The organism is Variovorax sp. V35, assembly GCF_041154465.1.
GTDB classification, from domain to species: Bacteria; Pseudomonadota; Gammaproteobacteria; order Burkholderiales; family Burkholderiaceae_C; genus Variovorax; species Variovorax boronicumulans.
This window is the reverse complement of sequence record NZ_AP028666.1, coordinates 3,336,277-3,350,641: the sequence shown is the minus strand read 5'-3', so window position 1 is coordinate 3,350,641 and position 14,365 is coordinate 3,336,277. Positions and strand designations below refer to the sequence as shown.

General features: G+C 69.6%; 12 protein-coding genes. All 12 read right to left on the bottom strand.

Annotated elements, in window-relative coordinates; translation table 11 throughout:
- Positions 1-10: 10 nt before the first annotated feature.
- The gene (locus tag ACAM42_RS15445; RefSeq protein ID WP_369632550.1) at positions 11-1,486 is read right to left on the bottom strand and encodes an aldehyde dehydrogenase; all 1,476 of its coding nucleotides are present in this window, start codon (positions 1,484-1,486) and stop codon (positions 11-13) included.
- Positions 1,487-1,494: 8 nt separating this feature from the next.
- A complete protein-coding gene (locus ACAM42_RS15440) occupies positions 1,495-2,295 on the bottom strand; it encodes an aspartate dehydrogenase (protein WP_369632549.1) in 801 nt (266 codons plus the stop codon).
- A gap of 20 nt (positions 2,296-2,315) precedes the next feature.
- A complete protein-coding gene (locus ACAM42_RS15435; protein ID WP_062474586.1) occupies positions 2,316-4,013 on the bottom strand; it encodes a thiamine pyrophosphate-binding protein in 1,698 nt (565 codons plus the stop codon).
- Positions 4,006-4,842 carry an SDR family oxidoreductase gene (locus tag ACAM42_RS15430; RefSeq protein WP_139701718.1) on the bottom strand — a complete coding sequence of 279 codons (837 nt, stop codon included), beginning with the start codon at positions 4,840-4,842 and terminating at the stop codon, positions 4,006-4,008. Before ACAM42_RS15430 ends, ACAM42_RS15435 begins: the two co-directional genes overlap by 8 nt.
- Positions 4,843-4,862: 20 nt before the next feature.
- The gene (locus ACAM42_RS15425) at positions 4,863-5,696 is read right to left on the bottom strand and encodes an IclR family transcriptional regulator (RefSeq protein WP_070060330.1); all 834 of its coding nucleotides are present in this window, start codon (positions 5,694-5,696) and stop codon (positions 4,863-4,865) included.
- 36 nt (positions 5,697-5,732) lie between these two features.
- The gene (locus ACAM42_RS15420) at positions 5,733-6,602 is read right to left on the bottom strand and encodes an alpha/beta fold hydrolase (RefSeq protein WP_369632548.1); all 870 of its coding nucleotides are present in this window, start codon (positions 6,600-6,602) and stop codon (positions 5,733-5,735) included.
- 27 nt (positions 6,603-6,629) lie between these two features.
- A complete protein-coding gene (locus ACAM42_RS15415; protein WP_062474577.1) occupies positions 6,630-7,166 on the bottom strand; it encodes a cupin domain-containing protein in 537 nt (178 codons plus the stop codon).
- Between the two features lie 43 nt (positions 7,167-7,209).
- The gene (locus ACAM42_RS15410) at positions 7,210-7,968 is read right to left on the bottom strand and encodes an SDR family oxidoreductase (RefSeq protein ID WP_369632770.1); all 759 of its coding nucleotides are present in this window, start codon (positions 7,966-7,968) and stop codon (positions 7,210-7,212) included.
- Between the two features lie 77 nt (positions 7,969-8,045).
- Positions 8,046-9,029, bottom strand: coding sequence for a Bug family tripartite tricarboxylate transporter substrate binding protein (locus ACAM42_RS15405; protein ID WP_369632547.1), 984 nt, complete (start codon positions 9,027-9,029; stop codon positions 8,046-8,048).
- Positions 9,030-9,220: 191 nt separating this feature from the next.
- Complete coding sequence (locus ACAM42_RS15400) at positions 9,221-10,480, bottom strand: D-amino acid dehydrogenase (RefSeq protein ID WP_369632546.1); 1,260 nt, start codon at positions 10,478-10,480, stop codon at positions 9,221-9,223.
- Between the two features lie 53 nt (positions 10,481-10,533).
- Positions 10,534-11,550: a 2-dehydropantoate 2-reductase gene (locus ACAM42_RS15395; RefSeq protein WP_070060324.1), complete on the bottom strand. Its 1,017-nt coding sequence runs from the start codon at positions 11,548-11,550 to the stop codon at positions 10,534-10,536.
- A 33-nt stretch (positions 11,551-11,583) separates the two neighbouring features.
- Positions 11,584-14,208 carry an alanine--tRNA ligase gene (gene alaS / locus ACAM42_RS15390; RefSeq protein WP_369632545.1) on the bottom strand — a complete coding sequence of 875 codons (2,625 nt, stop codon included), beginning with the start codon at positions 14,206-14,208 and terminating at the stop codon, positions 11,584-11,586.
- Positions 14,209-14,365 lie beyond the last annotated feature (157 nt).

Genomic DNA, 14,365 nt, shown 5'->3' with positions numbered 1-14,365 from the left:
TCGCTCTCGTTCAGTTCGCCCAAGGCAGGGGCTGCTCGTTCGTGCCCCAGTACATGCTCTTCTGTTCCATGTACTGGAAGATGCCTTCGCGGCCCTTCTCGCGGCCCAGGCCGCTGTCGCGCCAGCCGCCGAACGGCGTCGAGACCGAGAACTGCTTGTAGGTGTTGACCCAGACCGTGCCGGCCTGCACCGCGCGGCCCAGCTTCCAGGCGCGCTTGAAGTCGCGGCTCCACACGCCCGCGGCCAATGCGTAGACGCTGTCGTTGGCCTGCGCGATCAGTTCTTCCTCGTTGTCGAAAGGCATCGCGACCAGCACCGGGCCGAAGATTTCTTCCTGGCTGATGCGGGCGTTGTTGGTCAGGCCTTCGAGGATCGTCGGCTGGTAGAAATAGCCTTTGTCGTAGTCCGCGCCATGCGGGCGCACGCCGCCCGTGCGGATGCGCCCGCCCTCGGACACGCCCAGGTCCACATAACGCTCGATGCCCTCGCGGTGCTTGGCCGTGATGAGCGGCCCCATCTGCGTGCGCTCCGACGCCGGGTCGCCCACGCGCAGCGCATTGGCACCTTCGGCCAGCCGCGTGAGGAACTCGTCGTAGATGCCGCGCGCGACAAACAAGCGCGAGCCCGCGATGCACGACTCGCCCGACGAACTGAAGATGCCGTACAGCACGCCGTTCACCGCATGGTCGAGGTCGGCGTCGTCGAGCACCATGGTGGGCGACTTGCCGCCGAGTTCGAGCGACACCGGCATCATCTTGTCGGCCGCGATGTGGGCGATGTGCTTGCCGGTGGTGGTGCCGCCGGTGAACGACACGCGCTTGACCAGCGGGTGCTTGGTGATCGCGTCGCCAATCACCGAGCCCCTGCCCGGCAGCACGCTCACGATGCCCTTGGGCACGCCGGCCAGCTCGCAGATGCGCGCCAGTTCCAGCGCCATGAGCGGCGTGACTTCGGCGGGCTTCACGACCACCGCGTTGCCGGCGGCCAGCGCGGGCGCCAGCTTCTGCGCTTCGCTCGCGATGGGCGAGTTCCACGGCGTGATGGCCGCGACCACGCCCATGGGCTCGTGCACGCTCATCGTGACGAAGGCGCCGCGCGAGGGCGTGATGGTTTCTTCGAGCGTCTCCAATGCGGCGGCGAAGAACTGGAAGGTGCCCGCGGCGCTGGCCACGAGGTTGCGCGTTTCGCTGATCGGCTTGCCGTTGTCCAGGCGCTGCTTCTGCGCGAGCGACTCGCCCTCTTCGCGGATCAGCTGGGCCACGCGGTGCAGCACGGCGGCGCGCTCGTGCGGCAGGCGCTGGGCCCAGCCGCTGGTGCGAAAGGCGTGGTCGGCGCGCGTGATGGCTTCTTCGACATCGGCCAGGCTCGCGGCCTTCAGGCGCGCGATGGGCTCGCCGGTGGCCGGGTACAGGCTTTCGTAGACGTCGCCGCCGCCCAGGCGCCATTCGCCGGCGATGCAGATCGGAAGGAGTTCGGTGGAGATCATGGGGTGGCTCAGATGGCAAGGGGCGCGACGCGGTTGCGCAGCGCGCGCACGGCGCTGTACACGGTCAGGGCCGAGGTCTTGGGGTTGGCCGCGAGCGGCTTGTTGCGCATGGTCAGCGCGAAGCTGCCGAAGGCGCCTTCGGCCTCGACGGTGTGCACGTTCTCGGTGGTGGCCGGGTCGGCAATGAGGCGCACCAGCGTCTGGTCCAGGCCCAGGCCCGCGAGCGACACGGTGGCCGCCACGTTGGCGTTCTTCGGGTAGAGCAAGGCGGCTTCGCGCGCGCTGCCTTCGAAGATGACGGTTTCGTGCGCCAGCGTGTCCAGGTTGCGGCCCTGCTCGGCCGGCGTGCCCTTCCAGGCCTGCGGCGGCTTGCGGCCGGTGTAGCGCACGCTGTCCAGGCCGCCGATGCGGGCCGCGGCCAGTGCGTCGATGCCGCCGATGGCGCCGGGAATCAGCTGCACCTGCGTGCGGCCGGCAACGGCGGCGGCTTCGAGCTTCTCGGCGAAGCCCGTGGCCGACAGCGCCCCCACCGACGCCACCACGCAAGGCGTGCCGCGGGCCAGCGCGGGCAGCACGTGCTCCTCGATGGCGGCATGGCCGGCGGTCTCGACCACCAGGTCGATGCCGTCGGCGGGCACGGCGCTGCCCACCTGCGCGCCAGGGGCGACCTTCTGCGCGGCGGCGATGCCTTCGGCCGGCACGACGATGGCCACCACCTTCAGGGCGGGATCGCCGCGCAGCAGTTCGAGCACCGAGGTGCCGATGGCTCCGCAGCCGACGAGGGCGATGCGCGTGATGGCAGTGGTCATGCGTGGGGCTCCGCGTTCGCTCACTTGGCCGCGCCGAGCGCGGGAATCTGCGTGACCGTGTTGGTCGGCGGGCCGGCGAAGCTGGTCTTGAAACCGCCGATCGACAGCATGTCGATCTCCAGCAGGAACGGGCCGTCGGCGGCGAGCGCCTGGTCCAGTTGCGCCGGCAGGTCGGCCAGGTCTTTCACGCGGGCGTGCGGCAGCGCGATCGACTTGCACAGCAGGTCGTAGTCGGGCGTGTGCAGCTCGGCGTAGCACTGGCGACCGCCGTACTGCGCGTCCTGGATGTTCTTGATCACGCCGTAGCTCTTGTCGTTCATGAGCACGATGACCATGGGCGCCTTCTCCTGCACCATGCAGGCCAGCTCGCCCAGGTTCAGGATGAAGCCACCATCGCCGGCCAGGCAGAAGGTCTTGCGGCCCGAGCCCGTCACCGCCGCGCCGATGGCCGCGCCGATGGCCATGGGCATGCCCTGGCCGATGCCGCCGCCCGTGGCATGCACGCCGGCGCTGGGTTCGAACACGCGCAGCTCGCGGTTGCCCCAGGTGCTGTTGGACACCGTGACGTCGCGCACCCAGTTGAACTTGCGGCCGGCCACCGACTGCAGCTGGCGCACGAGCTCGGCGTACGGGCCGAGGCCGTCGCGCAGCGTGGCCACGGCCTGGTCGTGCGCGGCGCGCAGGTCGACCAGCAGCTGCGGGTCGGCCTGGTACTTCGCGGCTTCGAGGCGGTCGGCCAGGCCGTCGAGGGCCAGCGCGGAATCGCCGCAGACAAAGGCTTCGGACGCATAGCAGCGGCCTTCGGCGGCGGCATCGGCATCGATGCGGTACAGCGGGCGCGGCAGCTTCAGTTCGTACTTGAGCGTCTCGTTGCCGCGCAGGCGCGAACCGACCACGAGCATCGCGTCGCAGGTTTGATAGAAGGCCTCGACCGGCTTCTGGATGTTGTAGGCGCCGAGCGAGCCGGCGTCGTCCTCGGGCACCGTGCCGCGGCCCTGCGTGGTCGTGACCACGCCGAAGCCCAGCTTCTGCAGACGCTGGATCGCACTGCGCGCATGGCGGGCACCGCCACCGACCCACAGCAGCGGACGCTTGGCGGTGGCCAGGCGCGCGGCCAGTGCATCGAGGCCGGCGGCCGAAGGCACGGGGCGCTCGATGGGCAGCGGCGACAGGTCGGCCGGCATGGTCGTGAGCGCCGACTGGATGTCGATCGGAATCTCCACGCTCACCGGGCCGGTCGGCGCCGTCATGGCGAGCTGCACCGCGCGCTTGAGCGTGCCCAGCACCGTCTCGACGCTGCGCACGCGCAGCGCGGCCTTCGACACGGCCTTGAGCATGGTGAGCTGGTCGGGCGCCTCGTGGATGTACGACATGCCCTTGTCCAGGTACGGCGTCTCGATCTGGCCCGTGATGTGCAACAGCGGCGCACCGGCCGTCAGCGCCTCGACCATGCTGCCGGCGATGTTGCCCGCGGCCGGGCCGGTGCTGGTGATGCACACGCCCAGGCTGGCGGTGGAGCGCGCATAGGCGTCCGCCATGTTGCCCGCGCCGGCTTCGCCGCGTGCCGAGATGAAGCGCACCGTGCCGCGCTGCGCGAAGGCATCGAGGATCGGCATGTTGTGGATCGAGATCACGCCGAAGGCTGCCTTGACGCCGCACTGCTCGAGGAACGCGGCGACGACGGCGCCGACCGTGACGGTGTTGTTGGGGTTATGCATGGCGGGAATGGCCTCCGGAGATGTCGATGTGGCTGCCGGTCGTGTACGACGCGAGCGGTGAAGCAAGGAAAAGGATCGCGCGCGCGGCTTCGGTCGGAAGCCCCAGGCGACCCAGCGGGATGTGTTTGGTGGTGGCGAGCTGGCGGCTCCAGGCGGCCCAGTCCTGCGACTTGTCTTCGCGCGCCTCGAAGCGGCGGCGCCACTGGCCCGACTCGACCAGGCCGATCAGGATGCCGTTGACGCGCACGCCCTGCGGCGCGAACTCGGTGGCCATGGAGCGCACGAGGTTCAACAGGCCCGCACGCGCGGCCGAGGTGGCGACCATGTGCGGCTCGGGCTGGCGTGCCAGCAGCGAGTTGGCGCAGACGATGGCGGCATCGCCCAGCACGGCGCGCTGCGCCGTGAGCTGCGGCAGGAAGGCGCGCGTCGGGTGGATGACCGAGAAGAACTTCAGGTGAAGCTCTTGCATCCAGGCCGCGTCGTCGGTGTCGGCGAAGGTGGAGACACGCCCCTGCCCTGCGTTGTTGACCAGCATCGAGGCCGGGCCGAGCGCGGCCTCGCTGGCGGCGGCGAAGGCGCGCACCGAGGCGGCGTCGAGCACGTCGCAGGTCTGCGCGAACAGCTTGGCGTCGGGGTACTGCGCGCGCAGGCCGGCCACGGCGGCATCGAGCCGTTCGGCGTTGCGCCCGCACAGCGCCACGGCGGCGCCGCAGCCGAGCAGCAGCTCGACGGTGGCCAGGCCGATGCCCGACGACCCGCCCGTGACCACGGCCACGCGGCCGGCCAGTGCGTCGGCGGCGAAGAAGGAGGAAGGGGCGGAGGTCGTCATGGTCAAACGGAAATCAGTCGTCAGGCGCTGCGCAGCGGCACCACCTTGCTGGTGCGCGCGGGCGAGTAATTGAGCAGGCCCGAGATCTCGTCGGCGGTGCCGCGCACGCGCTGCACCATCTCGTCCATGCGGTTCTCGTCGATGTGGCCCGAGGTGATGGTGGCGCCCAGCGCCGCCACGATGTGGCCGCTGTGGTCGCGCACCGGCGCGGCGATGGTCGAGATGTTCGATTCGAAGAAGCCCTCGCCCAGCACATAGCCGCGCTGGCGGTCGGCCTGCACCATGTCGAACAGCTCGTTCACGGTCTTGGGCGTGCTCGGCGAGAAGGTCTCGAGCTTGTCTTCGGGGTACAGCGCGCGCAGCTGCGGCAGCGTGAGGTCTTCGAGCAGGATGCGGCCCAGCACCGTGGCGTGGGCCGGCAGGCGCGTGCCCACGGTGACCGAGCTGGCGAAGGGCGTGGCCGGCGCCACCTTGGCGACGTAGACGATCGAGCGGCCGTCGCGCACCACCAGGTTGCAAGGCGTGCGCAGTTCGTCGCACAGGCGGTTGAGCAGCGGCGTGCCCAGCTGCGTGAGTTCCAGCGAGGCCAGGTATTCGAAGCCCAGGCGCAGCACGGCCAGGCCCAGGCGGTAGTCGCGCCCGCCCTCGGCGCGCTCGAGGAAGCCCATGTTCTCCAGCGTGGTCAGCAGGCGGAAGACGGTCGAGCGTGGCAGGTCGAAGCGGCGCGCCAACTCGGGCGCGGAGAGCGTGCGGCTCTCGCGGCTGAACTCGCACAGCACGCGCAGGCCGCGCTCCAGCGCGGGCACGTTGTAGCGGTCTGCGCCCTCTTCCATCACTTCGTTGTCGGTGGCCATCTTGGAATTCCTCTCGGTTGTCTTGTTCGTGTCGGGTCAGCCGGCGAGCGATTCGCGCAGCAAGGCGGCGACGGCCTGCGGTTGTTCCACATAGCCGGCGTGACCCGCATCGTCCACCAATTCGAGGGGCACGCCGCAGCGGCGCGCGACTTCTTCGCAGGCAGCCGGCGGCGTGACGACGTCGAGCGCACCGCAGGCCACGCGCACGGGCATCGGCGGCGGCAGGTCGGCCAGCAGGTCGGCGTTGCACAGCAGCTCGACGGCCTGGCGGTAGCCGTGGTCGTTCAGGCGCGCCATGTTCCAGCGCACCCACTGGCGGGCGTGTTCGCTTGCACCGTCGGACACGAGCCGGCCTGCACGCTTGGCGGCCATGCCGGCAATGCCGAGGTCGTCGAGCGTGGCCAGGCGTTCGGCGCGCACCTTGGCGCGGGCGTCGATGCGCGCGGCGGCGCCGTAGCCGATGGCGGGGCTCACGAGCACGAGGCGGCGGATGCGGGCACTGGCGCTCGCATCGCTGCGGGCGGCCGACGCGGCGACGATGGCGCCCAACGAATGGCCGACGAGCACGCAGGAACGGATCGACAGCGCATCGAGCATTTCTTCAAGGCGCGCGGCGTAGTCGGCGGCGGTCGGCGCGGCCGAGGCCAGCGGCGTCGAGCGGCCGTAGCCCGGTGCATCCCAGGCGATGAGGCAGGCCTGCGGCGCCAGCAGCGCCGCGGTGTCGAGCCACGAGGCCGCGCCCGAGCCGATGCCGTGCAGGCACACGATGACCGGGCCCTGCCCGCATTCGCGCACCGACACCACCGCGCCGCCGCCCACCGCGACGTCGCGGGCCGGAAAGCGCGCGTCGAGCCGCGCCAGCTCGGAAGCCGGCAGGGTCTGCGCGGGGATGTCGACGGTGCTCATGGCCTGTTCGCTCGCTGGCTCGCTCGCTCAGCGCTTGATCTTGGCCAGCGGGTGGTCGGCGGGGTACGTCGGCGTGACGGGCTTCTTGGCGCCGAGCATCACGCACATCAGCGCGTCTTCGTCGCCGATGTTGATCTCTTCGCGGTACACGCCGGGCGGCACCGAGATCAGGTCGCGGTCGGTCATGATGGTTTCGAAGCGCTCACCGTCCTTCTCGATCACGACCTTGAGCTTGCCGCGGATCAGGAAGAACACCTCTTCCACGTCGGTGTGGATGTGCGGCGGGCCTTCGTGGCCGGCCGGGATCACCATGGTCGAGAAGGTGAAGTGCTCCGAGGGCACGGTGTTGGTGTCGGCCGCGACACCGGTGCCGCCGGTGCCCACGTAGCGCATCTGCGCGCGGCGGAACTTGGGGTCGAAGTCGGCCTGGAACTTCAGCGCGTCCCAGTCGTACTTGCGGGTTTCGTAGCGGGCGATGCGGGTGTTCATCCACTCGGCCAGGCTGCTGCCCTCGGGCTGCGCCAGAGTGTTGTTGATCTTCTGCTGTTCGGACAAATCGCTCATGGGTGTACTCCTTGGTCGGGAAATTCGGTCGGTGGTGACGGGTTCAGTGCATCGCGAAGCCGCCGTTGACGGCGAGCAGCTGGCCGGTGACGAAGCGCGCCAGGCCGGACAGCAGGAACACGGTCGCGCCGCAGACGTCGGCCGCCTGCTGCTCGCGCGGGATGGCGCGGCCTTCGAGGTACTTCTGGTGGCGCGCCATCGGCACGTACTCGGTGGCCTCGACCAGCGTGAGGCCGGGCGCCACGGCGTTCACCGTGATGTTGTCGCCGCCCCATTCGCGCGCCAGCGAGCGCGTCATGGAAATGACGGCGCCCTTGCTCGAGGCATAGGCCAGCAGGTTGGGTGCGCCCCACAGCGCCGTGTCCGACGCCAGGTTGACGATGGCGCCACGGCCGCTGGCCGCCAGCGCGGGGCGGCAGGCGCGACCCATGAGCCAGCTGCCGCGCACGTTGACGTTCATCACGCGGTCCCACATGTCGATCTCGAGCTGGTGCGCGTCGCGACCGCCCGAGTTGGTGATGGCGGCGTTGTTGACGAGGCCGTCCAGGCCGCCGAGCAGGCGCACCGCCTCGGCCGCGCCCGCCTCGATGGAGGCCGGGTCCGACAGGTCGATCGCCAGCGCGTGCGCCGTGCGGCCGGCATCGCGCAGCACCTTGGCTTCGGCCTCGGCCAACTCGCCGAGGATGTCGGCCAGCACCACGCTCGCACCCGCCGCGGCCACGCACTGCGCAAACGCCAGGCCCAGGCCGCGCGCACCGCCGGTCACGAGCACGCGGCGGCCGGCCAGCAGGTTGGCGGGCATCTCGGCCAGCAGCGACTGCAGGCTGGAGGGATCGGCGATGGCTTTGAGGTCGGTCATGGCGGGCGTCTTTGTGAGGTTCAGTCGGCCTGGATGCCGAGTTCCTTGATGACCTTGCCGAAGCGCGCGAAGTCGGCGGCGTTGGTCTTGGCCAGCACGTCGGCGTCGCCGCCCACGGGCGTGGTGCCCAGCACGGCCATGCGCGCGACGATCTCGGGCATCTTCAGGATCTCGTTGAAGTGGCCGTTGAGCGTCTTCACGATTTCGGGCGGCAGGTTGCGCGGGCCCCACAGGCCGTTCCAGGCGGTGAGCTCGACGTCCTTGTAGCCCAGCTCGGCGAAGGTCGGCACCTTGGGCGCGAGCGGCGAGCGCTCGCGCGAGGCCACGGCCAGCGGGACCATCTTGCCGTTGGGCATGTAGGGCGCCACCGGGCCGAGCGTGATGAAGGTCACCGGCACGTGGCCGCCGAGCACGTCGTTCACGGCGGGCGCCACGCCCTTGTACGGCACGTGCGCCAGGCTGGTGCCCGAGGCGCGGGCGAACATTTCGCCCAGGATGTGCATCGGCGAACCGCTGCCCGGGCTGGCGTAGCTCAGCGACTTGCCGCCCTTGGCTGCGGCCACCGCGTCCTTCAGGCCGGTGTAGCCCTTGGCGCCGCTGGCCACGAGGAACAGCGGCAGGTTGCCGGTCTGCACGATCGGCGTGAAGCCGTTGAGCACGTCGTAGCCCGAGGCGCTGCCGGTCTTGAGCACCAGCTGCGCGATCGAGAAGGTGCTGGGCGCGAGCAGCAGCGTGTAGCCGTCGGGCGCGGCCTTCGACACGAAGGCGCTGCCGATGATGCCGCTGGCGCCGGGCCGGTTGTCGACCACCACGGGCTGGCCGACACGGGCCGAGAGCTTCTCGGCATACAGGCGCGCCAGGGCGTCGGTGTCGCCACCCGCCGGATAGGCAACGACCAGCGTGATCGGCTTGCTGGGGTAGGTGTCTGCCCAGGCGAATCCGGAAGCGCAAGCGGCGGCCAGGGAGACGGCAGCGGCGATGGCGAGGCGGCGAGTGTGTGTCATCGAGGGTCCGTGGAATCGGTGGTTTGTTTCACTAAAGAAACAACGATTTATTAATGGAACACCGCGAGAATACCGATGAAGACAACTTCATGACTAGGTAAAAACCCTAGTTGAGGTGAAGCCGGCGTGCGCGGCCCACGAAAAAGGGCGGCCGTTTCGGGCCGCCCTTCGAGGGGGAAAGCGGGGTTGGGCTACCCGCCGTAGCGCGCCACGGTCAGGCCTTCCATGTCGATCTCGGGCGCCCTGCCCGCGACCAGGTCGGCCATCACGCGGCCGGTGCCGGCCGCCATGGTCCAGCCGAGCGTGCCGTGGCCGGTGCTCAGCAGCAGGTTGGGCACGCGGGTGGCGCCGATCACCGGCGTGCCGTCGGGCGTCATGGGACGCAGGCCGGTCCAGAAGGACGCATCGCGCACCGGGCCGCCGCGCGGAAACAGGTCGGTCACGACGTGCTCGAGCGTGTCGCGCCGCCGCGCGTCGAGCGCCAGGTCGAAGCCCGAGAGCTGCGCGGTGCCGCCCACGCGGATGCGATCGCCCAGGCGCGTGACGGCGACCTTGAAGGTCTCGTCCATCACGGTGGATTCGGGCGCGCCGCTCGCGTCGGTGATGGGCACCGTGATCGAGAAGCCCTTGACCGGGTAGACCGGCAGGTCGATGCCCAAGGGCCGCACCAGCGCGGGCGAGTAGCTGCCGAGCGCGACCACGTAGCGGTCGGCGGTGAAATGGCCCTGGTCGGTGCGCACCCCGGTCACGCCCTTCCCCGCTTCGTGTTCGATGGCCTGGATGTTCACGCCGAAGCGGAATTGCACGCCCTCGGCTTCGGCCAGCTTGGCGAGTGCCTGCGTGAACTTGAAGCAATCGCCGGTCTCGTCGCCCGGCAGGCGCAGGCCGCCGACGAACTTGTCCTTCACGGCGCCGAGCGCGGGCTCATGCAACACGCAGCCGTCGCGGTCGAGCACCTGGTAGGGCACGCCCGATGCCTTCAGCACCTCGACGTCCTTCGCGGTGCCGTCGAGTTGCGCCTGCGTGCGAAAGAGCTGCAACGTGCCCTGCATGCGCTCGTCGTAGCGGATGCCGGTGTCGGCGCGCAGCGCCTTCAGGCAGTCGCGGCTGTATTCGGCCAGCCGCACCATGCGGCCCTTGTTGAGTTCGTAGCGCGCCTGCGTGCAGTTGCGCAGCATCGACAGGCCCCAGCGCCACATGGCCGGATCGAGCATCGGCTTGATGACCAGCGGGCTGTGCTGCATGAGCATCCACTTGATCGCCTTGACCGGCACGCCGGGCCCGGCCCAGGGCGCCGAGTAGCCGGGCGAGACTTCGCCGGCATTGCCGAAGCTGGTTTCGAGCGCGGGCGCCGGCTGGCGCTCCAGCACCGTCACCGCGTGCCCGGCGCGCGCCAGGTAGTACGCCACCGAGGTGCCGATGACACCGCTGCCGAGAATCAGGACCTGCATGACAACCCCTCCCTCTTGAAAGCCGCCATGGCCTGAGGGTACAGGCTTGGCGCTCAGAGACCCAGCGAGTCCTGCAGTTCGCGCGCCGTCCAGCGCTTCGGCTGTTGTGGCCAGGCCTCGAGCAAGGCGACCATGCGCGCGTTGCGCGGTGCGCTCAGGCCGTGCTCCTGCGCGAGCCGCACCACCTCGCCGCTCAGTGCGTCGATCTCGGTGCGACGCCCCAACGCGAGATCATCGGCCATGCTGGAGCGAGCCTTGGCGTCGATGCGCAGCATGCGCGCCGCGACGATGCGAAACAGCCAGTCGGGCAGTCGCAGCAAGCCCGGCAAGCGCCGCGCCGGTACGGCCGCCACCTGCGCGGGCACGATGCCGCCCGTGCGCAGCACGCCCAGCGTTTCGTCGATGAGCGCCGCGAAGCAGCGGCGGTAGCCGCGCTGCATGAGTTCGTCGCGCAGCGGCAGGCCCGACAGCGCATTGACCGGGTTGTTGAGGTTGAGCAGCAGCTTGCCCCACTGCACGGGCAGCAGATCGGCATGCAGGTCGAGCGGCACGCCGGCGCGCTCGAACACGGGCAGCCAGTCGCGCAGCGCAGGGTCGTCTTCCGCGGCCAGCCGGCCGGGCGTGCCGCGGTGGAAGGCGCCGTCGTCGATCTCGGCCACGTTGTACGGCACCATGCCCGCACGAATGTTCAGCGACGGGCCGGCCTGCCCCGCGGCGGCGCAGTTCGAGATGCCGTTCTGCAGCGAAACCACCGTGGTGCCGGCCGGCAGCGCAAAGGCCAGCTCGCGCGCGGCCTCGGCCGTGGCGCCGCTCTTCACGCACAGCAGCACCAGCGCGGGCCGCGCACCCACCGGCACCTGCTCGCACAGGCGCAGCGTGGGCGCCGCCAGCTTGTGCCGGGCGCCGTCGAGGTCAGTGAGCGTGAGGCCGTGGCGCGCGAGCTTGTCGAGCACGCGCGGACGGCCGACGAAGGTGACGGGCACGCCCGCCGCGGCGAGGCTGCCGCCGATGAAACAGCCGATGGTGCCCGCCCCCATCACGAGCACTTCACCGGGGATCGCGTCGGACATGAAGTGCTGTGTGGGTAGTGAGCGGAAAGGACCTCAGGTCCGTTGGGCGACCCAGGCCTGCACCGATTGCAGTGCGGCCGGCAGGCCCGCGGCGTCGGTGCCGCCGGCCATGGCCATGTCGGGCTTGCCGCCGCCCTTGCCACCGACCTGCTGGGCCACGAAGTTGACCAGCTCGCCGGCCTTGACCTTGGCGATGCTGTCGGCCGTGACGCCGGCCGCGATCTGCACCTTGTCGCCGTCCACGGCGGCCAGCACGATGGCGGCGGTCTTCAGCTTGTCCTTGAGCTTGTCCATGGTGTCGCGCAGCGTCTTGGCGTCGGCGCCGTCGAGCTTGGCCGCGAGCACCTTGATGCCGTTGACGTCCACCGCCTGCGCGATGAGCTCGTCGCCCTTGGACGACGCGAGCTTGCCCTTGAGCGCACCCACTTCGCGTTCGAGCGTCTTGACCTGCTCGAGCACCTGCGAGAGGCGACCTTGCAGCTCGGCGGCCGGCGACTTGAGCGTGGCGGCCACGCTGTGCACGGTCGACTCGAGGTCTTGCAGGTACGACAGCGCGTTGGCGCCGGTGACGGCTTCAATGCGGCGCACGCCGGCGGCCACGCCGCCTTCGCTGACGATCTTGAACAGGCCGATGTCGCCCGTGCGGCCCACGTGGGTGCCGCCGCACAGTTCGCGGCTGGTGCCGATGTCGAGCACGCGCACGGTCTCGCCGTACTTCTCGCCGAACAGCATCATGGCGCCGGTCTTCTGGGCCGATTCGAGGTCCATCACGCGGGCCTGCGTGGGCGCGTTGTCCAGGATCTCGGCGTTGACGCGCTTCTCGATCTCGAGGATCTGCTCGCGCGTGACGGAGGCGTTGTGCGCGAAGTCGAAGCGCGTCTTGTCGGCATCGACCAGCGAGCCCTTCTGTTGCACGTGGTCGCCCAGCACTTCGCGCAGGGCCTTGTGCATCAGGTGGGTGACCGAGTGGTTGCGCATGGTGGCGGCGCGGCGCGCGGTGTCGACGGCGGCCTTGACCGCGTCGCCGACCTTCAGCGCGCCCTGCGTCTGCGTGCCGTGGTGGCCGAACACGTCGGCCTTGATCTTCTGCGTGTCGTCGACGCCGAACTGCACGCCTTCGGCCACGAGCACGCCCTGGTCGCCGACCTGGCCGCCACTTTCCGAATAGAACGGCGTGGTGTCGAGCACCACGATGCCGCTCTGGCCTTCCTTCAGCGCGTCGACGGCCACGCCGTCGAGGTACAGCGCGACGACCTTGGCGTTTTCTTCGAGGTGGTCATAGCCGGTGAAGGTGTTGCCCGTGCCGGCGTACTCGACGTTGCGGTCCATCTTGAATTTGCCGGCGGCACGGCCCGCGGCCTTCTGCTTTTCCATCGCGGCGTGAAAGCCCGCTTCGTCGACGCTCAGGCCGCGCTCGCGGCACACGTCGGCCGACAGGTCGAGCGGGAAGCCGTAGGTGTCGTGCAGCTTGAAGGCGACGTCGCCCGGCAGCACCTTGGCATCGCCGGCCAGCGCCGCGTCGAGGATTTCCATGCCGTTGGCGAGCGTTTCGAAGAAGCGTTCTTCTTCGGCCTTCAGCGTGTCGATGATGCGCTTCTCGTCGGCCACCAGCTTGGGGTAGGCGTCGCCCATCAGCTTCACGAGGTCGGGCACCAGCTTGTGGAAGAAGGGCTTCTTCTGGCCCAGCTTGTAGCCGTGACGGATGGCGCGGCGCACGATGCGCCGCTGCACGTAGCCGCGGCCTTCGTTCGACGGAATGACGCCGTCGGCCACCAGGAACGAGGTGGCGCGGATGTGGTCGGCGATCACGCGCAGCGAGTTGTTCGACAGGTCCTGCGTGCCGGTTTCGCGGCCGGCGGCCTTGATGAGCGCGTCGAAGATGTCGATTTCGTAGTTGCTGTGCACGTGCTGCAGGATCGCCGCCAGGCGCTCCAGGCCCATGCCGGTGTCGACGCAGGGTGCGGGCAGCTTCTTGACCGAGCCGTCGGGCTGCATGTCGAACTGCATGAACACGTTGTTCCAGATCTCGATGTAGCGATCGCCGTCTTCATCGGGCGAGCCGGGCGGGCCGCCGGGGATCTCGGGGCCGTGGTCGTAGAAGATTTCGGAGCACGGGCCGCACGGGCCCGTGTCGGCCATCATCCAGAAGTTGTCGGACATGTAGCGTCCGCCCTTGTTGTCGCCGATGCGCACGACGCGCTCGGGCGGCAGGCCGATTTCCTTGGTCCAGATGTCGTAGGCCTCGTCGTCCTCGATGTAGACGGTGGCCCAGAGCTTCTCGGCCGGCAGCTTGTAGACCTGGGTCAGCAGCTCGAAGGCCCACTTCAGCGAGTCGCGCTTGAAGTAGTCGCCGAAGCTCCAGTTGCCCAGCATCTCGAAGAAGGTGTGGTGGCGCGCGGTGTAGCCCACGTTCTCGAGGTCGTTGTGCTTGCCGCCGGCACGCAGGCAGGCCTGCACCGAGGCGGCGCGCACGTAGGGGCGCTTGTCTTCGCCGAGGAACACGTCCTTGAACTGGACCATGCCCGAGTTCGTGAACATGAGCGTCGGGTCGTTGCCCGGCACCAGCGAGCTCGAAGGCACCACCGTGTGGCCCTTGGAGGCGAAGAAATCGAGAAAGGTCTTGCGGATGTCCGCGACCGTGAATGTGGGCTGGCTCATCTTTGGATTTCGTCTGCTGTCGGGGGCGGCCTGGCGATGGCGACCCTGCGTCGAAACCACTGCGTTGAACCGGCCTAACTGCTTGATTTGCTTGAACAATCGATTATAGGTTTGCGCATGGTGCCCGGGCCCGCCGCGGGCCTTGCGCACGCGCGAT